Here is a 25,208-nt window from a genome sequence, read left to right on the forward strand (position 1 = left end):
CGTGCTGTCGGCCCCGTCTAGAGCATGGCCTTCTGGGGCTGGGTGGCCACCACGATGACGGTGGTGGTGTCGGCGCCCAGGGCCGTCTTGAACTCGCGCTGCAGGTCCTCGGTCGTGTCGACGTCGACCGCGCGGCACCCGAAGCCGCGGGCCACGCTCGCGATGTCGAGACCCGGCAGGTCGAGTCCGGGGACGCCCGGCGTCTCCTCCAGGACCGCGAACGACTTGAGGATCGAGTACTCCTGGTTGCGCATCACGACGTAGACGACGGGCAGCCGGTGCTGCGCCGCCGTCCAGACGGACTGCACGGAGTACTGGAACGAGCCGTCGCCGATCAGGCCGACGACCGGCCGGGACACGCCCCGCTCCCGGTCGGCGAGGGCCACGCCGACGGCGGCCGGCGCGCCCCACCCGATGCCGCCGCTGGCGGTGGCGAAGAAGGAACCGGTCCGGGTGGTGGGCAGCCACTCGATCTGCTGGGCCATCGTGGAGGTCGACTCGTTGACGATGACCGCGTCGGCCGGCTTGACGCTGCTCAGTGCGGCATAGACCTCCGGCGGGGTGAGCGGGCTGTTGGGCGCCGCCGGGAGCACCCGCGGGCGCTCCATCGGCTGCGGGGCGGTCCGCGCGGAACCGTCCGCGACGGCGGCCAGCAGCTGCTCGATCGCCGCCCCGGGGTCGCCCAGCAGGCTGTCGCCCACCCGGGCCGCGGCGGCCACGTCCGGGTTGCCGGTGATCTGCAGGAGCTCGGTGCCCTCGGGCAGGTACGGGCCCGGCACGTAGGGGTAGTAGCGGAAGACCTCGGCGCCGATCACGACCACCAGGTCGTGGCCCTCCAGACGGTCGCTGATGGTCTTGACCGACATGCCGAGGGGGCCGCGGAAGAGCGGGTGGTCCTCGGGGAAGGAGGCGCGGTCCAGGAGCGGGGAGCCGTAGACGGCCGCGCGCAGCTTCTCGGCGAGGGCGACGGCCGCGTCCCAGCCGCCGGCCTTGTCGACCTCAGGGCCGAAGACCAGCGCCGGACGGCTGCTGGCGGAGATGCGGTCGGCGAAGCTCCGCAGCCGGTCCGGGTCGGGCAGCACCCGGTCGCTGAAGGTCCGCATGCGGGTGAAGCCGGACAGCGGCCGCTTCCAGTCGTCCATGGGGATCGACAGGTAGACGGGTCCGGCGGGCGGCTGCAGGGCCATCGCGTAGGCCCGCAGGAACGCCTCGGGCACGTCCTCGGCGCGTGCGGGTTCGTACGACCACTTCACCCACGGCTTGGGCAGCGTGGTGGCCTCCCGGTTGCCCAGGTAGGGCTCGCCGATCAGCAGTTCCCGGTGCTGCTGGCCCGAGGTCACGATCAGCGGGGTGCCGCCGTGGTAGGCGGCGACCAGGTTGCCGACCGCGTTGCCCAGCCCGGCCGAGGAGTGCACGTTGACCAGCGCGGGCCGGCCGGTGACCTGGGCGAAGGTGTCCGCCATCGCGATGACGGAGGCCTCCTGGAGGGCGAGTACGTAGGTGAAGTCCTCGGGGAACTCCTGGAGGAAGGGCTGTTCGGTGGAGCCAGGGTTGCCGAAGACGGTGGTGAGTCCGAGAGAGCGCAACAGATCGTAGGTCACGCTGCGGACGGTGGCTTGCTCGGTCATGGCAACCTGCCAGTTCTGGTGCGGGGCCCGAAATCGGGATGATCCCGCCCATCCTGACCCGGTCCCGGCCGCGGCGCCTTCCGTCCGATGACTGAGGCCCTGACTGAGCCGACGGCTCCCGGTCGCCTCCGATCCGGTCGCCGGCCACGGCAGTTCCGGTGTCAGTCGGATGACCGAAGCCGGTCCGCGCTGGGCCGTCGGAGTGTGGAGTGAGCCGTTGCCCGCCACGAACACCGCGCCGGACCCGTGGCAGGTGCGGCGCGTGCAGGTCGCTGCCGCAGATGCCGCGCAGGCCGACCTCCACGACGATCTCCACGACGGCCCGGTCGAAGCGGAGTCCCGGCTCGGACCCCGACTCCGGCACGATCTTCCGGTCCGCACCCAGGACCACCGCGTCCGTCACGGCCCGCGCCGCCCGGCCGGCGTCGCCGTGAGCGCTTCCGATGCCGCACCCGTCCGATGAGGAGCCGACATGCCCGTCTACACCTGCACCGCAGCCCAGGGAACACTGACCGGTGAGTCGAAGGCCGCGCTGGCCTCCGAGATCACCCGGATCCACGTGGCGGTCAACCACGTACCGGCCGCCTACGTGAACGTGATCTTCTCCGAGCCGCCGGCGGACAGCGTCTTCGCCGGCGGCTCGCCCGGGGCCCCGCTGATCGTCTCCGGCTGGGTCCGGCGCGGGCACCCGCAGGAGGAGGCGACGCGCCTGGCGCTGGAACTGTCCTCGGCCGCCGCCCGCGTCACGGGGGTGCCGGAGAGCCACGTCATGGTCGTGCTCCAGGACGGCCCCGCCCGCTCCGCCGTCGAAGGCGGCCGCGTGCTGCCCGAACCGGGCGAGGAGCAGGAGTGGCTGGCCCGGAAGGGCGAGTCCTGACCTGGTCCGCGTGCCGGTCCAGCGCCTTGCGGGTGTCCGCACCCTGGTGCCGGGACCGGGTGCCCGGCGGCAGCCCCCTGCCACCGGGCACCCGGCCGTCCGTGGACCGGCCGGCACGTGGTCCCGGCCGCCCGGTGGTTACGCGGCCGTGAAACGGGCGGTGACGGTGGCGACCCGCTTGCCCTGGTAGACGGCGGCGGCGCGGGCGGTGTCGTCGACGGGGATGGCGCCCTGTCCGTTGACGTGGCTGGTGCCGTAGGGGTTGCCGTCGACGAACTTCACCGGGTCGGTGTAGCCCGGGGTGACGAGGATGCCGCCGAAGTGGTGGACGGAGTTGTAGAGCGCGAGCAGCGTGGACTCCTGGCCGCCGTGCGCGGTGGCCGTGGCGGTGAAGCCGCTGTAGACCTTGTCGGCCAGCTTGCCCTGGGCCCACAGCCCGCCGAGCGTGTCGATGAACTGCTTCAGCTGGCTGGCGATGTTGCCGAACCGGGTCGGCGTGCCGAAGACGACGGCGTCCGCCCACTCGATGTCGGCCGGGGTGGCGATCGGGATGTCCTTGGTGGCCGCGGCATGCGCCGACCAGGCGTCGTTGCTCGCGACGGCCTCCTCGGGCGCGAGCTCGGACACGCGCAGCAGCCGTACCTCGGCACCCTCCTTGCGGGCGCCGTCGGCCACCGCCTCCGCCAGCTCGTGGACGGTACCGGTCGACGAGTAGTAGATGACCGCGATCTTGGGGGACATGGGGAATTCCTCTCGCTGTTCTGCGCTGTCGACGGCGGACGCCGTCTCGGTCTTGTGGGCGGCGGATGCCGCCGGGTGGGCGGTGGCGGACAGGGTGAGCCGCAGCAGCCGCGCCGCGAGCCCCTTCGCCGCGGTCAGCCCGTGGCGGTACCGGTCGACGGTCGCCGAGGCCGAGATCCTCAGCGAGCCGTTCTCGACGGAGAGGGTGTCCACCGTCAGCTCGACCGGCGCGCGGTGCCCGCGGACCGTCAGATGACCGTCGACGACCCAGTCGCCGGCCGCGCCGCGGCGCACCCCGGCCGACTCGAACCGGATCTCGGGGTGGCGCTCCGCGTGCAGGAACGCGGCGGAGCGCACGTGCTCGTCACGGCGGGGCGTCCCGGTGCGGAAACTGCCCGCCTCGATCACGGCGTGCGCGGTCGACAGGGTGACCGGCTCGGCGACCGTGAAGCTCCCCGACGCCACCCGGAAGGTGCCGTCCACCCTGCCCAGACCGAACATGTGCCGCGTGCTGAAGCCGATGGACGACCGCTCCGGATCGACCGTGTAGGTCCCCGTGGGGGGCAGTTCGACGCTCATGCCTCTCCGGCCTCTCGGTTGGCGTCGCGCGGCTGGTCCGCTGCGGCGCTTTTGCTTGCCTCGGCAAGTATCTTGACCCTCGTCGAAATGCTTTGTCAAGCAAGTAATATGTGCTGCAGTGGTGAGGCCGGACAAGGAAGGGAGGTCGGCACGTGTCACCGCAGTCGCCGGAGCCCGGGTATCCGCTGAACAACGACGAGGAACGCCTCTGGCGTGCGCTGCAGCGGATGCTGGTGGCGCTGCCCCGGGCGCTCGACGAGGACCTGCTGTGCGCCACGGGCCTGTCGCTCACGCAGTACATCGTGCTGGCCAACCTCTCCGAGGCCGACGGAAACAGCATGCGCATGACCGAACTGGCGGGCGCGGCCGCGCTGTCCGCGAGCCGCATCACCAGGGTGGTGGAGAACCTGCGGGACCTGGGCCTGGTGACCAAGCGCCGCCACTGCTCCGACGCCCGCGGATACGTGGCCGAGCTGACCGAGGCCGGCCGGCTGCGGCTGGCCGGCGCCTATCCGGCGCATCTCGCCAGTGCGCGCAGACGCGTCATGGACCAGCTGGACCCCGCCCTGGTGCGGAGGCTGGCCGAACAGCTGCAGTCGGTGGCCGTCCCGCTCGCCGCCCCGTGCGAACGCGGCACCGCGCGCCGGGAGCGCCCCGCGGCCGGGAACGGGGACGACGGCGGCGGGTGCGAGGAGCTTCCGGGTGACGCGGATGTCTCCAGTCACCGCGAAGCAGTCATCTGACCCAAGCCGGGGAGCGGTGTCCGTGCGGAGCATGGTCTCTTCCGGCCCGCCCACCTTTCTCTGGAGACCCCCCATGCTGCAGGGCTACACCTACCCGCTGTCGCCGCGCGGAGAGGCGAACCTCGCCTCCGCTCCGCCGTGGCACTACGCCGGCGACATCGTCGGCGTCGAGTTCTGGACCGACCCGGCGGCCGCCGCGGCGACCCTCCCGGAGGGCCTGACACCGGACGACGAGTCCGACGGGCGGGTGGTGGCGCTCTTCGTCGACTGGCAGTTCTCCGCGGGGCACGACGAGTACCTCGACCCGGTGCGCAGCCAGTACCGCGAGTTCATGCTGCTGGTGGACGCCCGCTTCCAGGGCGAGCCGGTGTCCTGGTGCCCGTACATCTACGTCGACAACGACCTCGCCATGGCCCGCGGCTGGGTCCAGGGCTTCCCGAAGAAGCTCGGCTCGGTGCACCAGACCCGCGTCTTCGCCTCGCCGGGCAAGGCCTCGCCGTCCCTCGCCGCCGGCGGGCGGTTCGGCGCGTCCCTGTCGGCGGCCGGGCACACCCTCGCCGAGGCACGGGTCACCCTGGAGCGGCCGGCGAGCGACCCGGCGGCCCTGTTCCGGCCCACGGTCAACCTCCGGCACTTCCCGACGCTGACCGCCGGCCAGTACGACAAGCCCGCCGTGCACGAGCTGGTCATGGCCGAGTTCCGCGACCAGCAGCTCGCCGACGTCTGGACCGGCGCCGGCGACATCAGCCTGTTCCCGGCCCGCGGCGAGGAACTGGCGGACCTGGCCCCGGTACGCACCGGCACCGGCTTCCGCGCCTCGATGTCCTACACCGTGACGGACGTCCGCAGGCTGAGCGAGTAGCGGAACAGGACCGGGACCGCCCGTAGCACCCCTCGCACGACCGCCGTACCGAAAGGAAGCTGATGCACACCATCGCCGACCTCATAGTGGACGGCCTGCGGAGCGCGGGCGTCTCCCGGATCCACGGGCTGCCCGGCGACTCCCTCAACGGGCTGACCGACGCCCTGCGCAGGAATCCCTCGGTGACCTGGGAGCACTACCGGCACGAGGAGGCGGCGGCGTTCGCCGCCGCGGGCGAGGCGGCGGTCACCGGCTCGCTCGCGGTCTGCGCCGGCAGCTGTGGACCGGGCAACCTGCACCTGGTCAACGGGTTGTTCGAGGCCCAGCGCAGCCGCGTCCCGGTGCTCGCGATCGCCGCACACATCCCGGGTTCGGAGATCGGCACCGGCTACTTCCAGGAGACCCACCCCCAGGAACTGTTCCGGGAGTGCAGCGACTTCTGCGAGCTGGCCGCCACGCCCGAGCAGTTCCCCCGCCTCCTCGACATCGCCCTGCGCACGGCGGTCGAGCGCAGCGGGGTGTCCGTCCTCGTCGTTCCGGGCGACGTGCTGCTGCACCGGCTCGACCACCCGCGCAGGCCGTCCGTCGTGCTGCCCACCGCGCCGGTGGTGCGCCCGGGTGACGCGGAGATCGAGCGCGCGGCCGCTCTCCTCGACGCCTCGGAACGGATCACCATCCTGGCCGGTGCGGGCTGTGCCGGTGCCCACGACCAACTCGTGCGCCTCGCCGCGGCGTTGCGCGCTCCGGTCGTGCACACCCTGCGCGGCAAGGAACACGTCGAGTACGACAACCCGTACGACGTCGGCATGACCGGGCTGCTCGGCTTCACCTCCGGCTACCGCGCGATGGAGCGGTGCGACACGCTCCTGATGCTCGGCACGGACTTCCCCTACCGGCAGTTCCTGCCCGAGCACGCCACCACGGTGCAGGTGGACGTGCGCGGTGAGCAGATCGGCAGGCGCACCCGGGTGGACCTGGCGCTCGTCGGCACCGTGCGGGACACCGCCGAGGCCCTGCTCCCGAAGCTCGCACCCAGGACCGGTTCCCAGCACCTCGACGCGGCGCGCGCCCACTACGTGGACACCCGTGCAGCCCTGGACCGGCTCGCCGTCGACGACCACGACCGCACCCCGGTCCACCCGCAGTACCTGGCCAGGGTCGTCGACGAACTCGCCGCCGACGACGCGGTGTTCGTTCCGGACGTGGGCTCTCCGGTGATCTGGTCGGCGCGCTATCTGACCATGAACGGCCGCCGCAGGCTGATCGGTTCGTTCACCCACGGCAGCATGGCGAACGCCCTGCCCCAGGCGATCGGCGTCCAGTCGGCCTTCCCGGACCGGCAGGTGATCGCGCTGTCCGGGGACGGCGGACTGGCCATGCTGCTCGGCGACCTGATCACCCTGAAACAGCAGCGGCACCCGGTGAAGATCGTGGTCTTCAACAACGGAGCCCTGAGCTTCGTGGAGCTGGAGATGAAGGCCGAGGGCATGGTGAACTTCGGGACCGACCTCGACAACCCGAACTTCGCCGACGTCGCGACCGCCCTGGGCGTCCACGGCCGCCGGGTGGAGCACCCGGCCGACCTCGGCGAGGCGCTGCGCACCGCGTTCGCCCACCCGGGTCCGGCCCTGGTGGAGGTGATGACGGCCCGGCAGGAGCTGTCCGTCCCGCCGACGATCAAGTTCGAGCAGGCCAAGGGCTTCGCGCTCTACGCCGCCCGTACGGTGCTGTCGGGACGCGGCGACGAGCTCCTCGAACTGGCCCGCACGAACATCTCGCGCCACCTGCCCTCCTGAGCCTGCTGAGCGGCCCGGGGGGTCCTAGGGGGCGTCGGGCGGGCGGGGGTCCGCGAGCCCGATCAGGCTCAGCACGGCCTGCCGGATGCCCTCCAGGTCGTACTCGCCCAGCGGGATCCCCGAGGCGCGGGAGTGCTTGGTGACCCCGACGAAGGCGCCGAACGCCATCGAGAGCAGCACCTGCGGATCACCGGCGCGGAGGGCACCGGCCTTCTGCGCCGCCCGCAGGATCTCCACCAGTTCGGCGTTGAGCCGGTCGGCGACCTCGTAGGCCTGCGGTCGCAGATACGAGCCGTGCACCTGGTGTTCGAGGAACGAGAACGCCTGCGGATAGGCCATGGCGAACGCGACCTGGTGCTCCCAGACCAGGCCGATCGCGGTCACCGGGTCGGCCTCGCGCACGGCGTCGGTGACCACGGTGTCCGCGAACGCCGCCTTCGCCTCGGTGAAGACCGCCTCGCCCAGCGCCTGCTTGTTGGGGAAGTAGCGGTAGATCGTGCCCACCGCGACCCCGGCCCGGGCGGCGATCTCGGGCACGTTGGTGCCGTCCCAGGTCCGCTCGTCGAACAACTCCAGCGCGGCATCCATCACTCTGCGGCGCAGGGGGGTCTCGTCGACTGTCGCGGAGAGGGGCATGGTCACGAATGAAACTTCGTTCAGTCGCTCGATCCTTGTCAAGACGGTGGAGTAGGGTGCGAAGTGAATGAAAATTCATTCACTCGGTTACTCGTTTTTGAGGAGTGCGCTGATGACGCGCTACGGCCACTGGATCGCAGGCGTGGAAGTCGACCCGGCATCGGATCGCTGGCTGCCGTCCCATTCTCCGGGGCAGGACCAGGTCGTGCACGAGATCGCCCTCGGTGACGCCACCGACGTGGACCGGGCCGTCTCGGCGGCCGCCGGCGCGGTCGACGGCTGGTGGAACCGGCAGCCCGTCGAGCGGGGGCGGGTGCTGGCCGCCATCGCGGAGCGGCTGCGCGACCAGGCCGCCGAGCTGGCGGAGCTGGAGTCGGCCGAGACCGGCAAGCCGGCCTGGCAGTCCCCGCTGGAGGTGGAGGGCGCGGCCAACTACTTCGAGTTCTACGCAGGCCTGGTCAACCTGCCCGGCGGCGAGCTGGTCAACATAGGGCCGGGCTTCCACGCGTACACCCGGCGCGAGCCGCTCGGTGTCGTCGGCGTCATCACCCCCTGGAACGCACCCCTGAACCAGGCGGCCCGCTCGATCGCCCCGGCGCTCGCGGCCGGCAACGCGGTCGTGGCCAAGCCGTCCGAGTTCACCTCGGCGACCACGCTCGCCCTGGCGCGCATCGCCACCGAGTGCGGTCTGCCCGAGGGCGTGCTGAACGTCGTCACCGGCACGGGAGACACCGTGGGCGCGGCGCTCGTCGGCCATCCGAAGGTCCGCAAGGTGGCGTTCACCGGTTCCGTCCGGGCCGCCCGCGAGATCGGCCGGATCGCCGCGGACCGCATCATCCCGCTCACGCTGGAACTGGGCGGCAAGTCACCCAACATCGTCTTCGCGGACGCCGACCTCGCCAAGGCCGCCCAGGGGGCCGTCGAGGCGTTCCTGCCCAACGGCGGCCAGTCCTGCATGGCGGGCACCCGGCTGCTGGTGGACGCGCGGATCCACGACCGGTTCGTCGCGGCCCTGCAGACCGTGCTGACCCACATCACGCCCGGGGAGACCTACGGGCCGGCGATCACCCGCGCCCAGTACGACAAGGTCAACGAGTACTTCAAGATCGCCGAGCAGGACGGCGCCACCCTGCTGACCGGCGGCCGGCCGACCGGGGACGGCTGGACCTTCGAGCCGACCGTCTACACCGACGTCACGCCGGACATGCGCATCGCCCGCGAGGAGATCTTCGGTCCGGTGCTCTCCGTCCTGCGCTTCGAGGACGAGGACGAGGCGGTGGCCGTCGCCAACGACTCCGACTACGGTCTCGTCGCCGCCCTGTGGACCGCTGACGTGACCCGCGCCCACCGCGTGGCCGCCCGTCTGGAGGCCGGGCAGGTCTACGTCAACGCCTACCCGCCCGGCATGATGGTCGAAGGCTCGTTCGGCGGCTACAAGAACAGCGGGTACGGCCGTGAGAAGGGCCTGGAGGCGCTGCACCACTACACCCAGACCAAGTTCGTCGCCGTGCGCCTCCAGGAGGACCAGCAGGTGTGGTGACACCGCCGCCGGGTGTGACCGCCCCGGCGCGGGCGGTCACACCCGGGGGAGCCGTGTACGGGCCGCGGCACACTTCGTCGAGCGGCTCCTCCGGGGTCGGCCCGCTCTGTACCCCTCCCTTCGGAGGGCGACGAAAGAACCCAGGCATGAGCGGCTGACCGGCACCCCCGTCACGGGTTGAGGTTGGTTGCTTGAGCACGCTATTCTGGGCGGATGACCGCTGAAGATCCACTGAACGCCCAGGAAGAACGGCTCTGGCGCGCCCTGATGCGCGTCATCGTCGCGCTGCCGCGTTCCCTGGACGACGATCTGCTGCGGTCCACGGGGCTCACGCTCACCGAGTACGTGGTCCTGATGAACCTCTCCGAGGCCGAGAACCAGGAGCTCCGCATGACGGATCTCGCCTCGGCCACCGCCCTGTCGGCGAGCCGCATCACCCGTGTCGTGGACGCCCTGCAGAGCCGCGGCCAGGTCGTCAAGCGGCGCTACGAAGGGGACGCCCGCGGCAATGTCGCGACCCTCACGCCCGAGGGGCTGAAGCGGCTCCAGGACGCCTACCCGGTGCACCTGGCGAGCGCCCGCAAGCGGGTCGTCGACCTGCTCGACGGACGGTCGGTGCCGGCCATGGTGCGGCAGTTCGAAGCGGTGGTCGAGAAGCTCGACTGAGCGCTCCTGACGAGGCTCCCCCGCTACTGTACAAGTGTCAAACAGTTGCCCTGTGCGGCTCCGGCCGGACCGCGACCCCGGGGAGAAGCCATGCAGCAGCGCCTTCGGCGGAGACCGTCGGCATGACCTCGCGACCGGAGAGGCGGGAGGCCTGGGCTCGGCTGCGCCGACAGCTGTGGCGGCCGCCGCGCGCCCACGGCGAACAGCCGCGGCACCGGGTGGTCGGTCCGCTCGAACTCTTCTACGACCTGGTCGTGGTCGTCCTGGTGGCGCAGGCCGCTCATCACCTGGCGGACCATCTCACCTGGCACGGGCTCGGCGAGTTCGCGGTGGTGTTCGCCCTGGTGTGGACCGCCTGGCTGAACGGCACGCTCCACCACGACCTGCACGGCCACGACGACGCCCGGGGCCGCAGCCTCTTCCTCCTGCAGATTCTCGTCCTCGTCCCGCTGGGGTCGTTCATCCCCGGCGCCGGCGGCGCGGAGGGCGCTCATTTCGCGGTCAACGCCGGGATCCTGTTCGCGGTCCTGGCCGTGCTCTGGTTCCTGGCCGGACGCGGCAGCTCCGCGGAGTTCCGCAGACCCACCCGGCTGTACGTGATCGGGACGGCGGCCTGCGCGGTGGTCCTCCTCGCGAGCGCCGGCCTGCCCGTCGGCGCCCGGCTGCCGACCTGGGGGCTGCTGGTCCTCGGCTACCTCGGCGGGTTCGCGTGGATGGTCCTGGCGGCCGCGCCGGCCCAGGAGTCGGCGCTCGCCCTCACCGACTCCCTCGTCGAGCGGTTCGGGCTGCTCATCATCATCGTGCTCGGCGAGACCGTGACCGGTGTCGTGGACGGGCTGGCGGGCGAGCCGACCACCGCCCTGAGCCTCGCGGTCGGGCTGGTGGCCGTGGTGGTCGGATTCGGCGCCTGGTGGACGTACTTCGACTTCGCCGGCCACCGCCGGCCCCGGCGGACCCGCACGGTGACCCTCCGGTGGATGCTCACCCATCTGCCGCTCACGGCCGCGGTGACCGCCATGGGTGCCGCGATGGTCGGCCTGGTCGAGCACGCCCACACCCACCGGACGCCCGCCGCCACGGCCTGGGTGCTGTGCGGGGGCGTGGCCGTCGTCCTGACCGGGACCATGCTGCTCGCGACCGGACTCGAGGTCTGGCAGGGCGAGCGGGACCTCTACCGCCCGCTCGCCCGCACCTGCCTGGCCGTGGCCCTCGCGGCCGTGGCCCTGGGCGCCGCCCGCCCCGCCCCCCTGCTCCTCGGCCTCGCCCTCGTCGCCCTCCTGGGCATCCCCTGGGGTCTTGCCGTGACCCACCGGCTGACCCGCGACGAGCAGGCGGTCCTCTGAACGCCCGGGGCGCCGACTAAGGCCCGGGGCTCGCGGTGCGGGCCCGTAGGGCCTGCTCGGACGGCCGGGGCCGTCGGTGGGTCAACTCCCGTACGCGCGGCGGGCGATGAGTTCGGCGAGCATGATGGTGGTGGCGTTGGTCACCGTCGACGGGACCTCGGGCATGATCGAGGCGTCCACCACGCGCAGCCCGGCCAGGCCCTTGACCGCACCGGACTCGTCCACGACGGCCCACCGGTCCTCGGGTCCGCCCATCGGCACGGTCGACGTCGGGTGCCCGTAGGTGGCGATGCCGCTCTCGATCGCCGCCGCCAGTTCGTCGTCGCCCACGGCGGCGCCCGGAGCCAGTTCCGCCGCCACCGCACCGGCGAGCGGCGCGCTGCCCGCGAGGCGGCGCACCAGCCGTACGGCCTCCAGCATGCGGCGGCGGTCCCGGTCCGTCGCCAGGTAGTTGTCGTCGATGACCGGGGCGTCGTAGGGGGCACGGCTGGCCAGCCGCACCGAGCCGCGTGACTCCGGACGGGTGACGGCCGCCGCGAGGACCATCGCCCCGCCGGTCGGGCTGAAGGAGCCGTCCAGAAGGTGGGTGCCGACGACGGCGAGGTCCAGTTCACCGGGGAGCGCCTCGCGGGAGGCGAGCCAGAGGTGGGCGGCGAAGGCGGACGTCATGGTCTGGTGTGCGGGCGCGAGGGCGAACAGCGAGTGGAAGAACGGGTGGTCCTGGAGCCGGCGGCCGACGGGCAGGTCGGCGACCACCTCGATGCCGAGGTTCCGCAGGTCCGCGGCCGGGCCGACGCCGGAGCGCAGCAGGATGGCCGGGCTGCCGTACGAGCCCGCGCTGAGCACCACCTCACCGGCCCGGAAGAGCGCGCCCGACGCGCTGACGACACCGCGCGCCCTGCCGTCCTCGACCACCACCCTGTCGACCGTGACATCGCTGAGCACCGTCAGGTTGGGGCGGCTGCGCACCTCGGACGTGAGATACGCCAGGGCGGTGTTCCGGCGCACCCCGTCCACGATGTTGACCGGGTAGGGGCCGGTGCCGTCCTGGCGGTCGCCGTTGAAGTCGTCGTTCCGCCGGAAGCCCAGGCCCGCCGCGCTGTCCACGAACGCCCGCATGGGGGAGGTGAGTTCCTCGTACGTCCACTGCCGGACGGGGAAGGGGCCGGTGCGCCCGTGGTGGGCGTCGTCGCCGGACGGTGTGTTCTCCATGTCCCGGAAGACCGGCAGGACCTCGCCGTACGACCAGCCCTTGATCCCGTAGCGCTCTTCCCAGGCGGCGAAGTCCGCGGCCCGCGCGCGGATCGCCACACCGGCGTTCACGGCGGAACTGCCGCCCATGGTCCGGCCGCGCGGTGCGGCGATGCTCGGGGCGCGGTCGGTGGCACGGGCGGTGTAACCCCAGTCGTGGTCGGGGTCGGCCAGGAGGTGCGGGGTCAGCAGTCCTTCGGGAACGCTGTCGGCGGAGTAGTCCGGTCCCGCCTCGACCAGCAGGACCGTGCGTCGCGGGTGCTCGCTGAGCCGGGCGGCCAGGACGGCGCCCGCGGAACCCCCGCCGACGATGACGACATCGGCCTCGTGCGGCGCCGGGTGTTCGCTTGTGGTGGTCATCTGCGTCTCTCCCCAAAAATCTGCTTCAGCAAGCAAATAAAATAGAAGTGATGATGGTCGGTGTCATGTGTGTGCCCGCTCAGAACCGCATCGCCTCGGGCACGACGCGCTCGCCCAGCAGGCGCAGCGCGGCGTGCTGGTCGGCGCCGCGGACCGGGCCGATGACGTGGTCGATGCCGATGCGGTCCAGCCGTCGCAACTCCGCGAGCAGCGCGGGGACCCGCTCGCCGTGCGTGCCGGGATCGAGGGGGAGCAGGACGGTCTTCTCGATCTCGTCGTAGTCCCGCCCGGCCCGTTCGCAGTGCCCGCGGAGCACGTCGAGCTTGTGCGGGAGGTCGGGGCCGTGGAAGAGGTTGCAGGCGTTCCCGTACTCCGCGACGAGCTGCAGCGTCTTGCGCTCGCCGGAGCCGCCGATCAGGATCGGCGGGTGCGGGCGCCGTACCGTGCCGGGGGAGTTGAGGGTGCGTTCGAGGCGGTAGTGGCGACCGGCGAAGGGCTTCTCGTCGTCGCTCCACATCTGCAGGCAGATCCGGAGGGTCTCCTCCAGTCGCTCGAACCGCTCGGCGACCGGCGGGAAGGGCAGTCCGAGCCCGCGGGCCTCGGCGAGGTTGAAGCCGGCGCCGATCCCGATGCCCAGAGCGGCGCGGCCCCCGGAGAGCACGTCGAGCGTGGTGATCATCTTGGCCAGCAGTCCGGGTTCCCGGTAGCCCACCGAGGTCACCAGTGCGAGCAGCTCCGCCCGTTCGGTGGCCGCGGCCAGGTAGCCCAGCGTCGTGTACGCCTCCAGCATCTCCTGCTCGGAGGCGCCCACGATCCCGATCTGGAACAGGTGGTCCATGACAGCGATCCGGGTGAAGCCGAACTCCTCCGCACTGCGGGCGAGTTCGGTCACATGACGGGCGATGCCCGCCGGACCGCCGGACTGGGTGAAATCCGCGATGGCGATGCCTAGGTTCATGCGGGCCTTCCGTGCTCCGTGCCGTCGCCATCGAGTATGCCGGGACTACTATGTGCTTTGTCAAGCAAGGAAAAAGGAGGGTGGCTCAGCCCCCGAGGGCCTCCGGCCGACGGCGGCGGCGCACCTCCGACGAGGCGAAGACCGCCGAGATGCCGTGCACGATGCTGAAGAGGCCGAAGACGGTGGCGAGCGAGACCGCGCCGATGTCCGGCCGTACGAACAGGACGAACCCGAGCGCGACCGACACCAGGCCGGTCAGCAGGAACAGGGCGCGCTCACCCGCCGTCTCCCCGCGCATGAAGGCCAGGGCGACCTCCATGGCACCCGTCGTCAGGGCCCACGCGGCGACCCAGAGGGTGAGCACCAGGGCCGTGATGCCCGGCCAGGCCAGGGAGCTGACGCCGGCCACGACCGACAGCACGGCCAGCAGCAGCCAGCCCAGCACCGGGCCCACCCGGTCGCTGCTGAAGGCGCGGACCCCGTCCATCACCGCGTACATGAACGCGTACACGGCGAAGAGGACGACGAACGCGCCGACGGTGATGCCAGGCCAGGAGACCGAGACGATGCCGATGACGACGGCCAGCAGGCCGCGCCAGAGCAGGGCGTTGGGCGAACTGAGCAAGATGACCTCCGAGAACGAGGGTGCCGTGGCGTCGGCTTCCACCCCGGCCCAGCACCGCGATGACGGGCACGAAGGCTACCGGCGGGACGGCCTCGTGCGATCCGTCATTCGACTCATTCGGCTACTGCTCTGCCGCGTCACCGGGTGCGTGGTCGTCCGCCCCGGCGGCGGACAGCGCCTCCAGCGCGGCGCGCAGAGCGGCCCGCGAGGTGATGCCCAGCTTCGGATACACGCGGTACAGATGCGAGCCGACCGTGCGGTGCGACAGGAACAGCCGCTCGCCGATCTGCTTGTTGCTCAGGCCCGTTGCCGCCAGCTCGGCGATCTGCCGTTCCTGCGCGGTCAGCGGCTCGGGCGCCGCGTCGGACCGGGGGGTGACGGAGACACCGGTCGCGCGCAGCTCGGCCGCGGCGCGCTGCGCCATCATCACGGCGCCGATCCGGTCGAACGTCTCCAGCGCCGCGCCCAGTTGCACGCGGGCCCCGGCCATGTCGTGGGTGCGGCGCAGCCATTGGCCGTACGCGAACCGGACCCGGGCGTAGTCCCAGGGCCAGCGGCAGGCGTCCGGAAGGGCCAGGGCCGCCTCGAAGAGCCCGGCGGCCGCCCGGTCGTCGGCGGCGACGGCGGCGGCCCCCGCGGTGATCAGCTCGATCCGGGGCCCGATCCTGGGCAGCCCGGCCTCCTGGGCGGCACGGACATGTGCCCGCGCGTCCGCCAGGTGACCGGTGCGGACCGCCGCCTCCACGTAGTCCAGCACCATCCAGCGGCCCGGTACACCGGGGGTGGGGGCGCCGGGCGGGCCGATCCGCGCCGCCTGGGCGAGCGCCTCCTCGTAGTCGCCCTGCCCGATGGCCGCGAGGTTGCGCGCCGACCGCGCGTACCCCTCGGTCACCTCCATGCCGCGGGGCGCCGCCCAGGTGGTGGTCTCCGCGCTGCGGCTGCGGGCGAGATCGGCGTTGCCGCGCAGCGCCGCGCCCGAGGCCAGCACGGCCCGCAGCTGCTGTTCCCAGAACTGGTAGCCGTAGGCCGTCGCCAGGTCCAGCCCCTCCTGCGCGAGCTGCTCCGCCTCGTCCCACCGCCCGTGAACGTAGGAGTCCTGGCAGAGCAGCAGCAGTGCGGGGATCACCATGCCGATCGCGCCGCCGTCGCGTTCCCGCTCGATCATGCGCACCAGCAGGGAGCGGTGGTCGGCGAGGGTGTCCATGGCGACGGCGGCGAACCCCAGCGGCACGATCTGCCAGGGAGCCGCGTCGATGGGCAGCTCCGCGAACGCGTCCGCGAGCCCCTCCCGGATCGCGTCGGACTTCCGGACGGGATCGATGTACGCGTCGTAGCAGAGCCGGAACGGCGTGACCGCCTCCGCGGGGAACCGGGCCATCGCGGTGTCGAGCAGCTTCCACGGCTCGGGCCTGAGGGTGTAGAGGCTGACCAGCAGCAGGGTGTACAGGATGCCGAGCCGGTCCCAGTCGTCGGCCGTGGCCTTGCAGGTGACGTCGTCCAGGGCCCGGGCCAGCAGCCGGTAGGCGGCGTCGACGTCGCCGTCGTCGTGCGTGAGGAGGTGGGCGGTGGCGGCGAAGACCAGGCCGGTCGGGGTGTCCGGGGTCTGGCCCGCGTCGGTCAGCAGCCGGTTCACCTGGTCGAGCTGGCCGGTCATGGTGGCGAGGAAGGCGGCCTCCACCAGGCGGCGGGAACGGTCCACCGGGTGCGGACTGAGCTCACCGGCGCGCACGAGCGCCGTGACCGCGCTCGACGCGGCGACCCGCCGCCGGTCGGAGACGAGCGCGCCGACCGGCGGCGGCAGCTCGACGGGGGCGGTGCCGCGCCGCCAGGCGGTCAGCGCCGCCTCGTCCAGCGCCCGCGCCACCGACTCGTCGGGTCCGGTGGCGGCCTCCGCGAGGTGCCAGGCGCGGCGTTCGGGTTCGTCGGTCAGGGCGGCGGCCAGCGCCTCGTGCGCGGCCCGGCGGTCGCTCGGCGCGGCCAGGTCGATCACGGCCGTGCCGATCAGCGGATGGCAGAAGGTGAGGCCGCGGCCGGCCGCGGGCGCGAGCACCAGCCCGGCCCGCTCGGCCGGGACGAGGTCGTCGAGATCGGCCGTCCCGCGCGCCGCGGCCCGCAGGACGGTGACTCCGGCGTCGGCGTCCAGGGCCGCGAGCAGCATGAGCGTGCGGGTCGGAGCGGGCAGTTCCGCGAGCAGGCCGGCGCAGGTGGCCGCCAGCCGCCGGGACAGTGGCAGCCGGTCGGGCAGCGGGTCCTGACCGCACAGCTGCCGCTCGGTCAGCGCCGCGGGCAACTCCCGCAGCGCGAGCGGGTTGCCGTCCGCCTCGGCCAGCAGCCGCCTGCGCACGGCGGGGGCCAGCCCGGACGCGTGCGCGTCCAGAACGGTGCCGGACTCCCCGGCGGCCAGCGACTCGACCTTGTGCTCGGGCAGCCCGGAGCGCCGGAAGAGATCCTCGGTGCCGGTCCGGGAGGCCGCCAGGAAGACGATGGGGGCGTCCGCGATGCGCCGTACGACGAAGCCCACGACGGCCGCGCTGGAATCGTCGAACCACGCCACGTCGTCGGTGACCATCAGCAGTCCGCGCTCGGCGGTGATCAGTTCCAGGAGGGCGAGCACCGCGGTCGACACCAGCGGCTCCGGGGCCGCGGGCAGGGTGAGGCCGAAGACCTGGTGGAGGGCGTCCCGGTGCTGCCCGTCGAGCCGGTCCGCGTCATGCCGTACCGGGTACAGCAGCTGGTGCAGCGCCGAGTACGGGATCCGGGCCTCGCTCTGCACGCCGGCGGCGCGCAGCACCCGCATCCCGAGCGCCGTGGCCCGGGTCGCGGCGGCGTCCAGGAGCGCGGTCTTGCCCACGCCCGGCTCGCCGTGCAGCAGGAGACCCGAGCTGCCCCGGCCGGGACCGGCGAGCAGGGCGCCGATCAGCTCCAGCTCGGCCTTGCGGCCCGGCAGCCGGCCCTCGCCCGATGCTGATCCGGGCGGCTCCTCGGTCCGACGACGCCTCTCGGAGGTGCTCACAGATCTGAATATAGCCTCCCCAAAGTGCTTGACGGCGCAAACAGTTGCGTAAACGGGGAGGTGGGCGCTGGGTAAGGTGGGCGGATGACGAGTGATCCAAGGCCACAGGCCCAGGTCGCCGCCGAGTTGATGAAGGCGATGACCCGGCTGCGCGCCCGGCTGCGCACCGAGTCGGCGCCCAGCGACCGGCGGTGGAACTGGTCGCAGCTGACCACGCTCGCCCGCATCGTCGAGGAGGGCCCGGTCACGGCCACCGAGCTGGCGCAGGCCGAGCACGTACGCCGCCAGTCGATGGCCGAGACACTCGCCGCCCTGCGCGCCGAAGGCCTCGTCGGCACCAGCAAGGATCCCGGCGACGCCCGCAAGACCCTCGTCCACGCGACGCCCGAGGGGCGCACGCTGATCGGGACGATCCCGGTGGCCCGGGCGGCGTGGCTCGGCGCGGCGATCGAGGCGCACCTGCGGGCGGACGAGCGCGAGACCCTGCTGAAGGCCGCCGCGATCATGAACAGGATCGCGGACAGCGGGAGCTGACGGGCGGGGCCCGGCGGCGGCACCGGCAGGGGTGGCCGCCCGTGGCCGCCGGTGGGCGGGCAGGGGCGGCCGGGATCGGTCCGGACTAGGCCTGCTTGGTGAGGTCGGGCAGTTCGCGGGTCTCGACGACGTGGGCCTGGTGCGGGAAGACCTTCTCCGTCAGGACGCGGTGGACCTCGGGGTCGGGGTCGGCGGTCGCGTCCTTGAGGAGGTAGAGCGCGAAGTCGTCGTCGGCCGCCTGCCGAAGCGTCGTCAGGACCACGCCGCCGGTGGACAGTCCGGCGAGGACGAGCGTGTCGACGCCCCGCTCGCGCAGCAGCCCGCGCACGTCGGTGGCGGAGGCGAAGGCGCTGAACCGGGTCTTGCGCACGGTGATGTCCCGCTCCGCCACCTCGAACGACTCGTGCAGGTCGGCCTCGGGGCTGCCGTCGGGCAGGAACCCGTTCTCGGCGACGGCGGCGAACGCCTTGTTCAGCGCGGGTATGGCGGCGAAGTCCTCCGGGGCGAAGGCGACGCGGACGTGGACGACCTGGACGTCGTTCGACCGGGCCCAGGACAGGGCCTCGTGGGCCCGGGAGAGCGCCTGGTCCGGGTCGGCCACGGCGGCGAGGACGGCCGGCTGGAAGTCCATCAGGAACAGGGCGGTGCGGGCGGGGTCGAGGTGCGGGACGGTGCTGGTCATGACCTGAACTTTCTTGTCTTGCCGGATGGTTGAAGCCGTACCGGACGGTCGGGGTGGTGCCGGACGGCGGGGGAGAGGGTCAGGGGGCGGGTCGCCGGTCGGCGTGTGCCAGCTGCCGGTCGAGGACCGTCATGACGAGGACGACGGCGGCGATGCCGACCAGCGCCCAGGAGATGTGCCGGAGGCCGGTGTCGTCGACGTGGGTGTGGAAGGCGGTGCCGGTGATGGCCGCCGAGGCGATGGAGCCGATGTAGCCGAAGGTGCGCAGCAGTCCCGAGGCGGTGCCGACGCTGTCCGCGGGCGCCTCCTGGTACAGCACCGTCTGGTTCGCCACGGTGCCGGCGCCGGAGGTGAGGCCGAACACCGCCGTGATCGCGACCACCACGGCGATGGGCGTGCCGCCGTCCACGAACAGGGTGGCGACCGCGCCCACCAGCAGGAGCAGCGCCGAGACGACCAGCGGCGCGCGGACCCGGCTGCGCCGGGACACCACCCGGGCGGAGACCGCCGACAGGACACCCATCGGGACGAGGACCAGGCCGGACCGGTAGGCGGTGAGTCCGCGGGACGCCTCCAGCCACTGGGTGAGCCCGTAGAGGATCACGTAAGTGCCCAGCAGGGTGAGGCCGTTGCGCAGGTAGGTGCGGGTGAGCGCCAGGTTCGAGGCGAGCAGCCGGACGTTGAGGAAGGGGTTGGCGGCACGCAGTTCCCAGGCCACGAGGACGGCGGCGAGCGCGACGGAGACGCCGAGGGCCGGCCACTCGGGGCCGGGCAGCGAGGACAGGAACACCAGGAGTGCGGTGAGCGCCCCGCCGAAACCGGCGATGCCTGCCAGGTCGACGCGGGAGACGAGTTCGCGCGCCGAGCGTCCGCGCACCCGGTCGGTGTCCCTGGGGATCCAGACCGCGGCCATGACGAAGGCGACGGCCGCGACGGGGACGTTGATCCAGAAGGCCGTCTGCCAGCCGAGCCGGCCGATGAGCAGGCCGCCGACGGCGGGGCCGACGGCGACGGTGGCGGCGCCCGCGATCGCGAGCCCCCCGAGGACGCTGCCGGGCGGTTCCTGCCATCCGGCGGCACGGGCGCGGCGCCGGATCAGCAGCATCGCGGAGGGGTAGCCGGTGGAGGTGCCGGCACCGATGAGCACCCGGGCCGCGACCAGCAGTGATATGTCACGTGCCACCGCGCCGAGGATCCCGCCCGCCAGGACCAGGAGGATGCCGGCGAAGAACACCCGCCGGGGTCCGAGCTCCTCGCCCAGCCGCCCGGCCGCCGGCTGGGCTATCGCGCTGGTCAGATACAGGCTCGATATGAGGATCGCGGTGCCGCCGACGGACGTGTGCATCGCGGCGGCGATCGCCACCAGGGCGGGTGCGATCACCGAGCTGTTGATCGGGTTGAGGACGGCGCCCATGTAGAGCGGGGTCACGAAGGCCGCTCCGAACGGCTTGTCCGGCGGAGCCTGTTCCCGCTGTACGGAGGCGGTGTCGGCGGTGGTTTCCAAGGTGCTTGCTCCTCCCTTCCCGTGCTGCTGCCGGGCCTGCGTGAGGCCGGTCCGGCAATTTACGCAGGCTGCCTGACAAATAATAGCAGGCAGCCTGCCTATCTTTTCGCGGGCGACCCCGGGGGAGGGTGAGGAGGCGGGTGCGGGGGTGTTACGAAGGGCTGGTCCTGCCGGCGGCGGACCGATCCGGCCGCCGCTCCCGCGGCCGTCCGGTCAGCGGTGGCGGCGGGTCCGGCGGGCCTCCAGCAGCAGCGGCAGCAGGGACAGTACGACGATCGCGCCGACCAGCGGCAGCAGGTAGCGGTCGATGTGGGAGACCGAGGAGCCCAGGGCGTACCCGGCGAGGACGAAGGTCTGGGACCAGAGGACTCCGCCGACGGCCTGCCAGACGGTGAACGGCCGTACCGGCACCCCGAGCGCCCCCGCCGCCGGATGCAGCACCGACCGGAGCATCGGCACGAACCGGCCGATCACCAGCGCCTTGCCGTACCCGTAGCGGGCGAGCAGTTCCTCCGCGCGGGCGGCGCCCTGCCGCACCCGCGGCCGCGAGGTACGGGCCAGCAGCGGCCGCCCGCCGTGCCGGCCGATCAGATAGCCGACCTGCCCGCCCGCCACCGCGCCGACGGCCGCGCACACCAGCACCTGCCACAGCTCCAGCCGGGGCGCCCGGTCCGCGGTCGCCGCGCACAGCACCCCGGCCGGGAACAGCAGCGTGTCCCCCGGCAGGAAGAAACCGACGACCAGCAGCCCCGACTCGGCGAAGATCACCGCCAGGACGCCCAGCGCGCCGAAGGCAGCGAGCAGCGAGCCGCTGTCCGTCGGATTGACGGCGATCACCACGCTCGCCTCCCCGCCCCGCTCGCCGGCCGTCTCCCTCAAGTGTCGCGTGGCGACGGCCGCGTACCCGCCCGCAACACCGCGCGTCCGGACGCCTCCGGGACCGGAGGCGGGCCCGGCCGGCTCATCTGCCCCAGATCCTCCGGTAGGCCTCCCGGTAGCCCGGTGGGTCCCAGGCGGTGGCTCCCGCGCTGTTGGCGGCCGTCGAGACGTGGGTGGGGGCGACGTAGCCGCTGGCCGGGCGGCCGGCGAAGGCGCGGTTGAACTCGTCCACGATCTGCCAGCCCTGCTGCGACAGCGGCTCGGGAACGGTGGCGGCCTGGTACTGCCCGCCGTCGATGCGCTGGAAGGCGGACGGGTCGCCGTCCCCGGCCCCGATGTTGAACGGCGGCCCGGTCCCCTTGCGGCCGGCCGCGCGGAAGGCGGGGGCGGCGTCGGCGAAGTACAGGTCGTTGATGGCGGCGGAGTGCGTCCACGTCTCCGGGAAGCGGGCGAGCAGCGAGGCGATCTCGCGCGGGATGCGAGTGCTCGCGTCCGGGACCGGGATGTTCTCGTACGCCAGCAGCCGCACCCCCGCGCAGGTGGCGAGAGCCTTCCTGATCAGGTCGGACTTCGTCCGCGCGAACGGGACCGAGGCGTCGGTGAACAGGACGACCCCGGCCCGGCCGCCGGAATGCGCGATGATCCACTGCGCGCTGATGCCGGCCACGTCCTCGACCCGGGTGGTGACGTTGGTGAAGAGCGGGGGCCGTCTGCTGGGGCCCGGCGCGACGACCGCGTGCCAGCCGACGAGCGGGATGCCGTCGGCGCCGGCCTCGGCGACCTGCTGTGCGGTCGAGCCCGGGTCGAAGCCGCCGATGACGATGCCCGAGGGCCGCAGGGCCACCGCCTCGCCCATGGCCGCCTGGATGCCGGCGGGACTGCCGGCACCGTCGATCACCCGGACGTCCCAGCCGATGACGCGCGCGGCCTCCCGCAGGCCGTTGGCGACGCCCGCGACACCGGGGTTGGTCATGGTCTCCGCGACGAAGACGACCGTCCTGCCGGACACCGCCCTGGGGCCGGTGGCCGGTCCGTCCCAGGCGGTCCCGGTCCGCTCCGCCCGCGCGACGGCGGCTTCCGCCGAGGCCTGGGCGACGGGACACCCGCCGGGGCCGGTGCTGGCGACGGCGGGGCCGTCCGACGAGCCGCGCTGGCAGCCGGTCAGGGCGGCCGCCCCGGCCAGCAGCGCGAGGGCGACGGCCCGCGGAACGGTGGCCCTGCGGCGGCGGGCTGCCCCGGCGGGGGTCATGGCGCGGTGCCTGCGGTGCCGCCTCCGGACGCCGCCGTCGGCGGGCGCGCCGCGGCCGCCGGTGCGTCGCGGGCCGCGTCGGCCCCGGTGCGCAGCCGGCGTGCGGAGTAGCCGGCCAGGCCGACGGCGAGCAGCAGCGTGCCGCCGTAGAACAGCGGGACCGTCCAGAAGTCGGCGCCGAGCTGTCCGATGCCGGTGAGGCCGACGGCGAGCACGGCCACGGCGACGAGCGTGCCGAGGGCATTGGGGCGGCCCGGTCGGATCGCCGTCGAGCCGAGGAGCGCGCCGACGAACGCGGGCAGCAGGTAGTCGAGGCCGACGCTGGGATTGCCGATCTGCTGCTGCGCCGCCAGCAGCACCCCGGCGAAGCCGACGATCAGCCCCGAAGCGGCGAACGCGTGGACGGTGTACCTGCGGGTCGGGATGCCGACCAGTTCGGCGGCGCGCGGATTGGCACCGATGACGTACAGGAACCGGCCCAGCGGCAGCCGCTCCAGCACCACCCAGAGGACGGCGGCGAGGGCGAGGACGTAGAACGCGGGCAGCGGCAGGCCGAGGAGCGTGGAGTCGTACAGGTCGGTGAAGGCGGCCGGCAGACCGGCCGGGCCCGGGACGATCCTGCCGCCGCCGGTCACCCACCCGGTCACCGCGTACAGCATGCTGCCGGTCCCGAGGGTGGCGATGAACGAGTCGATCCGGCCGAACTCGACGGCCACGCCGTTGAGTACCCCCACCACCCCGCCGCCGGCGATCACCGCGAGGCACGCCCAGGGCCAGGGCCACCCGTTGTCGACGACGAGCCGCAGCACCATCACGTGGGCCAGGCCGAGTCCGTAGCCGAGGGAGAGGTCGAAGGAGCCGGTCACGATGGGGACCATGGCGGCGAGCGCGAGGACGGCCGGGATCGACTGGTTGGACAGGATCGAGTCGAGGGTGTCCCGGGTGGGGAACGTGTGCGGCAGCGCGAGGGAGAAGACCACGACGAGCAGCGCGGTGAGGACCAGAAGGCCGTAGGCGGCCGCGAGGTGCCGGGCCGTGTCCCGCCGCAGCGGCCGGGAGCGCGGCGCGGCGGGCGGGGGCACCGCGGGCGGGGGCGCTGCGGCGGTCATGAGCCCGCGCCGGTTCCGGGGACAGGCAGGGCCGAGGCCGCTCGGGCCAGACCGGTTGCCGTGAGGTCCGCACCGCTCAGCTCGGCGGTCACGCGGCCGCGGACGAACACCAGGGCGCGCCGGCACACGCCCGCCACCTCCTCGAAGTCGGTCGAGACGAGCAGGACCGCGAGACCGCCGGCCAGCGCGTCGTCGAGCAGGCGGTGGACCGCGGCCTTGGCGCCGACGTCCACGCTCGCGGTCGGCTCCTCCAGGACCAGCAGCCGGGGGCGCACGCCGAGCCAGCGGCCGATCAGGACCTTCTGCTGGTTCCCGCCGGACAGGGCGGCGAGCGGAGCCTCGCCGTCGCGGGGCCGCACGGCGAACCGCTCGATCAGCTCCGCGGCCCGGTCACGTTCACGGCGCGGACCGGTCCAGCGCAGTGCGGGGCGCCCGCCCGCCCGGGGATTGGCGAGCAGGTTCTCGCGCACGGTCAGTCCCATCGCACAGCCCTCGCGCTGCCGGTCGCCGGGCACCAGGCCGACCCCGGCCGCGACGGCGTCCGCGACCGTACGGGGCCGGTAGGGCAGCCCGCCCAGCAGGACCCGGCCGCCGAGGAAGGGCCGGGCACCGGCCAGCGCGCGGCCCAGCTCCTGGTGCCCGGCGCCCGAGAGGCCGACCAGGCCCAGAGCCTCCCCGGCCCGCAGCTCCGCGGTGACCGGCGCGGTGCCTGCGGTCCGCGCGCCGTCGAGAACCAGGACGGCGGGCGCGGCGGCGGGGACGGCAGGGGCGGCGGGGACGGCGGGGGGAAGCGGGCGGCCCGGTTCCGCGCCGACGGCGGGGTCGCGGGCGGCTTCCGCGCCGACGATGTCGTGGACCAGCCGGGCGGGGTCGTGGCCCGCCAGCGGGCCGTGGCTGACCAGCCGGCCGTCGCGCAGGACGGCGAAGGCGTCGGCCACCTGGTACACCTCGTCCATGCGGTGGGTGACGTAGAGGATGCCGTGCCCCCGGTCCCGCAGGTCGTGCAGGACGTGGAAGAGCCGGGCGCAGTCCGCGGCGGGCAGGCGTGCGGTCGGTTCGTCGAGCACGACGAGTCGGGCGCGGGCCGCCAGCGCCCGGCCGACGGCGACCAGGGAACGCTCGGCGGGACCGAGCCGCGCGACCGGTGTGTCCGGATCGAGGTGTCCGGCGACCGCCTCCAGGGCCCCGGCGCAGCGCTCCCGGGTCCGCCGCCACGAGATGAGTCCGGCGCGGCGCGGATATCCGGTGGTCAGGGCGATGTTCTCGGCGACGGTCATCCACTCCACGAGCCCGAGGTCCTGGTGGATGAAGGACATGCTGCGGGCGGCCGCCTGGCTGCCGAGCGGGTGTCCCGCCACCGTGACCGACCCCGCGTCCGCGTGATGGACCCCGGCGAGCACCTTGATGAGCGTGGACTTCCCGGCGCCGTTGGGGCCGAGGAGGGCGAGGACGCTACCGGCCCGGACATCGAGATCGACACCGTCCAGTGCACGGGTCCCGCCGAACCGCTTGGCCAGCCCGCGGATCCGGACCAGGGGGTCGGGAGGCTCGTGCACGGACAGCTCCGGGGGTCGGCCTGACGTTCTCTTCTTCCCGACTCTCGCCGGTGATACTAGTGGTCCGAGTCGCGGTA

The 25,208-nt window shown here is 73.2% G+C and carries 21 protein-coding genes and 1 pseudogene; 8 read left to right on the plus strand and 14 right to left on the minus strand.

Annotated elements, in window-relative coordinates:
• Positions 1-17 precede the first annotated feature (17 nt).
• Positions 18-1,628 (minus strand): benzoylformate decarboxylase, encoded by a 1,611-nt coding sequence (mdlC, locus tag ACIQVL_RS20035; RefSeq protein ID WP_403475955.1) that lies wholly within the window; start codon positions 1,626-1,628, stop codon positions 18-20.
• Between the two features lie 472 nt (positions 1,629-2,100).
• On the opposite strand from mdlC, the gene ACIQVL_RS20040 reads away from it, so the two are divergent.
• On the plus strand, positions 2,101-2,505 hold the full coding sequence (locus ACIQVL_RS20040; protein ID WP_403439645.1) for a tautomerase family protein: 405 nt from the start codon (positions 2,101-2,103) through the stop codon (positions 2,503-2,505).
• 138 nt (positions 2,506-2,643) lie between these two features.
• Here ACIQVL_RS20040 and wrbA read toward each other — a convergent pair whose 3' ends face one another.
• On the minus strand, positions 2,644-3,246 hold the full coding sequence (wrbA, locus tag ACIQVL_RS20045; protein WP_403439725.1) for an NAD(P)H:quinone oxidoreductase: 603 nt from the start codon (positions 3,244-3,246) through the stop codon (positions 2,644-2,646).
• Between the two features lie 135 nt (positions 3,247-3,381).
• Positions 3,382-3,825, minus strand: a pseudogene (locus ACIQVL_RS20050) (YceI family protein); the annotation flags it as partial.
• Positions 3,826-3,977: 152 nt separating this feature from the next.
• Here ACIQVL_RS20050 and ACIQVL_RS20055 point away from each other — a divergent pair.
• From ACIQVL_RS20055 to poxB, 3 genes are all read left to right on the plus strand, one after another.
• Positions 3,978-4,568 carry a MarR family winged helix-turn-helix transcriptional regulator gene (locus ACIQVL_RS20055; RefSeq protein ID WP_403475956.1) on the plus strand — a complete coding sequence of 197 codons (591 nt, stop codon included), beginning with the start codon at positions 3,978-3,980 and terminating at the stop codon, positions 4,566-4,568.
• Positions 4,569-4,641: 73 nt separating this feature from the next.
• Positions 4,642-5,430 (plus strand): acetoacetate decarboxylase family protein, encoded by a 789-nt coding sequence (locus ACIQVL_RS20060; RefSeq protein WP_403475957.1) that lies wholly within the window; start codon positions 4,642-4,644, stop codon positions 5,428-5,430.
• Between the two features lie 62 nt (positions 5,431-5,492).
• On the plus strand, positions 5,493-7,226 hold the full coding sequence (poxB, locus tag ACIQVL_RS20065; protein WP_403475958.1) for a ubiquinone-dependent pyruvate dehydrogenase: 1,734 nt from the start codon (positions 5,493-5,495) through the stop codon (positions 7,224-7,226).
• Between the two features lie 24 nt (positions 7,227-7,250).
• On the opposite strand, the gene ACIQVL_RS20070 is transcribed toward poxB, so the two are convergent.
• The gene (locus ACIQVL_RS20070; protein ID WP_403439723.1) at positions 7,251-7,862 is read right to left on the minus strand and encodes a TetR/AcrR family transcriptional regulator; all 612 of its coding nucleotides are present in this window, start codon (positions 7,860-7,862) and stop codon (positions 7,251-7,253) included.
• Positions 7,863-7,974: 112 nt separating this feature from the next.
• Between ACIQVL_RS20070 and ACIQVL_RS20075 the strand changes: the two genes are divergently transcribed.
• The 3 genes from ACIQVL_RS20075 (at position 7,975) to ACIQVL_RS20085 (ending at position 11,411) form a co-directional block, all read left to right on the plus strand.
• Positions 7,975-9,402, plus strand: a complete 1,428-nt coding sequence (locus ACIQVL_RS20075; protein WP_403475959.1) for an aldehyde dehydrogenase family protein — start codon at positions 7,975-7,977, stop codon at positions 9,400-9,402.
• A gap of 213 nt (positions 9,403-9,615) precedes the next feature.
• On the plus strand, positions 9,616-10,068 hold the full coding sequence (locus ACIQVL_RS20080; protein ID WP_351714496.1) for a MarR family transcriptional regulator: 453 nt from the start codon (positions 9,616-9,618) through the stop codon (positions 10,066-10,068).
• A 122-nt stretch (positions 10,069-10,190) separates the two neighbouring features.
• Positions 10,191-11,411, plus strand: coding sequence for a low temperature requirement protein A (locus ACIQVL_RS20085; protein WP_403475960.1), 1,221 nt, complete (start codon positions 10,191-10,193; stop codon positions 11,409-11,411).
• An 81-nt stretch (positions 11,412-11,492) separates the two neighbouring features.
• On the opposite strand, the gene ACIQVL_RS20090 is transcribed toward ACIQVL_RS20085, so the two are convergent.
• From ACIQVL_RS20090 to ACIQVL_RS20105, 4 genes are all read right to left on the minus strand, one after another.
• On the minus strand, positions 11,493-13,022 hold the full coding sequence (locus tag ACIQVL_RS20090; protein WP_403475961.1) for a GMC family oxidoreductase: 1,530 nt from the start codon (positions 13,020-13,022) through the stop codon (positions 11,493-11,495).
• A gap of 79 nt (positions 13,023-13,101) precedes the next feature.
• Positions 13,102-13,980 (minus strand): LLM class F420-dependent oxidoreductase, encoded by an 879-nt coding sequence (locus ACIQVL_RS20095; RefSeq protein WP_403475962.1) that lies wholly within the window; start codon positions 13,978-13,980, stop codon positions 13,102-13,104.
• 85 nt (positions 13,981-14,065) lie between these two features.
• Complete coding sequence (locus tag ACIQVL_RS20100; RefSeq protein WP_351714492.1) at positions 14,066-14,605, minus strand: DUF308 domain-containing protein; 540 nt, start codon at positions 14,603-14,605, stop codon at positions 14,066-14,068.
• 121 nt (positions 14,606-14,726) lie between these two features.
• Complete coding sequence (locus tag ACIQVL_RS20105; protein WP_403475963.1) at positions 14,727-17,618, minus strand: AAA family ATPase; 2,892 nt, start codon at positions 17,616-17,618, stop codon at positions 14,727-14,729.
• An 84-nt stretch (positions 17,619-17,702) separates the two neighbouring features.
• On the opposite strand from ACIQVL_RS20105, the gene ACIQVL_RS20110 reads away from it, so the two are divergent.
• Positions 17,703-18,152 carry a MarR family winged helix-turn-helix transcriptional regulator gene (locus ACIQVL_RS20110; RefSeq protein ID WP_403475964.1) on the plus strand — a complete coding sequence of 150 codons (450 nt, stop codon included), beginning with the start codon at positions 17,703-17,705 and terminating at the stop codon, positions 18,150-18,152.
• Positions 18,153-18,237: 85 nt separating this feature from the next.
• Here ACIQVL_RS20110 and ACIQVL_RS20115 read toward each other — a convergent pair whose 3' ends face one another.
• From ACIQVL_RS20115 to ACIQVL_RS20140, 6 genes are all read right to left on the minus strand, one after another.
• A complete protein-coding gene (locus ACIQVL_RS20115) occupies positions 18,238-18,834 on the minus strand; it encodes a cysteine hydrolase family protein (protein WP_403439626.1) in 597 nt (198 codons plus the stop codon).
• Positions 18,835-18,913: 79 nt separating this feature from the next.
• Entirely contained in the window at positions 18,914-20,338 is a 1,425-nt protein-coding gene (locus tag ACIQVL_RS20120) for an MFS transporter (protein WP_403475965.1), read from the minus strand.
• Between the two features lie 213 nt (positions 20,339-20,551).
• On the minus strand, positions 20,552-21,175 hold the full coding sequence (locus ACIQVL_RS20125) for a DedA family protein (RefSeq protein WP_403476213.1): 624 nt from the start codon (positions 21,173-21,175) through the stop codon (positions 20,552-20,554).
• Between the two features lie 124 nt (positions 21,176-21,299).
• A complete protein-coding gene (locus ACIQVL_RS20130) occupies positions 21,300-22,466 on the minus strand; it encodes a substrate-binding domain-containing protein (protein ID WP_403475966.1) in 1,167 nt (388 codons plus the stop codon).
• Positions 22,463-23,575, minus strand: a complete 1,113-nt coding sequence (locus ACIQVL_RS20135; protein WP_403475967.1) for an ABC transporter permease — start codon at positions 23,573-23,575, stop codon at positions 22,463-22,465. The genes ACIQVL_RS20130 and ACIQVL_RS20135 overlap by 4 nt, the downstream gene beginning before the upstream one ends.
• Positions 23,572-25,131: a sugar ABC transporter ATP-binding protein gene (locus ACIQVL_RS20140; protein WP_403475968.1), complete on the minus strand. Its 1,560-nt coding sequence runs from the start codon at positions 25,129-25,131 to the stop codon at positions 23,572-23,574. Before ACIQVL_RS20140 ends, ACIQVL_RS20135 begins: the two co-directional genes overlap by 4 nt.
• Between the last annotated feature and the right edge of the window lie 77 nt (positions 25,132-25,208).

It is taken from the genome of Streptomyces sp. NPDC090499 (assembly GCF_044769305.1).
Lineage (GTDB): Bacteria > Actinomycetota > Actinomycetes > Streptomycetales > Streptomycetaceae > Streptomyces.

Bases quoted from the DNA above. Each gene is read 5' to 3' on its own strand.
- mdlC (WP_403475955.1), bottom strand. From the start codon at position 1,628: ATGACCGAGCAAGCCACCGTCCGCAGCGTGACCTACGATCTGTTGCGC.
- ACIQVL_RS20040 (WP_403439645.1), top strand. From the start codon at position 2,101: ATGCCCGTCTACACCTGCACCGCAGCCCAGGGAACACTGACCGGTGAG.
- wrbA (WP_403439725.1), bottom strand. From the start codon at position 3,246: ATGTCCCCCAAGATCGCGGTCATCTACTACTCGTCGACCGGTACCGTC.
- ACIQVL_RS20060 (WP_403475957.1), top strand. From the start codon at position 4,642: ATGCTGCAGGGCTACACCTACCCGCTGTCGCCGCGCGGAGAGGCGAAC.
- poxB (WP_403475958.1), top strand. From the start codon at position 5,493: ATGCACACCATCGCCGACCTCATAGTGGACGGCCTGCGGAGCGCGGGC.
- ACIQVL_RS20070 (WP_403439723.1), bottom strand. From the start codon at position 7,862: ATGCCCCTCTCCGCGACAGTCGACGAGACCCCCCTGCGCCGCAGAGTG.
- ACIQVL_RS20075 (WP_403475959.1), top strand. From the start codon at position 7,975: ATGACGCGCTACGGCCACTGGATCGCAGGCGTGGAAGTCGACCCGGCA.
- ACIQVL_RS20080 (WP_351714496.1), top strand. From the start codon at position 9,616: ATGACCGCTGAAGATCCACTGAACGCCCAGGAAGAACGGCTCTGGCGC.
- ACIQVL_RS20085 (WP_403475960.1), top strand. From the start codon at position 10,191: ATGACCTCGCGACCGGAGAGGCGGGAGGCCTGGGCTCGGCTGCGCCGA.
- ACIQVL_RS20090 (WP_403475961.1), bottom strand. From the start codon at position 13,022: ATGACCACCACAAGCGAACACCCGGCGCCGCACGAGGCCGATGTCGTC.
- ACIQVL_RS20095 (WP_403475962.1), bottom strand. From the start codon at position 13,980: ATGAACCTAGGCATCGCCATCGCGGATTTCACCCAGTCCGGCGGTCCG.
- ACIQVL_RS20110 (WP_403475964.1), top strand. From the start codon at position 17,703: ATGACGAGTGATCCAAGGCCACAGGCCCAGGTCGCCGCCGAGTTGATG.
- ACIQVL_RS20115 (WP_403439626.1), bottom strand. From the start codon at position 18,834: ATGACCAGCACCGTCCCGCACCTCGACCCCGCCCGCACCGCCCTGTTC.
- ACIQVL_RS20130 (WP_403475966.1), bottom strand. From the start codon at position 22,466: ATGACCCCCGCCGGGGCAGCCCGCCGCCGCAGGGCCACCGTTCCGCGG.
- ACIQVL_RS20135 (WP_403475967.1), bottom strand. From the start codon at position 23,575: ATGACCGCCGCAGCGCCCCCGCCCGCGGTGCCCCCGCCCGCCGCGCCG.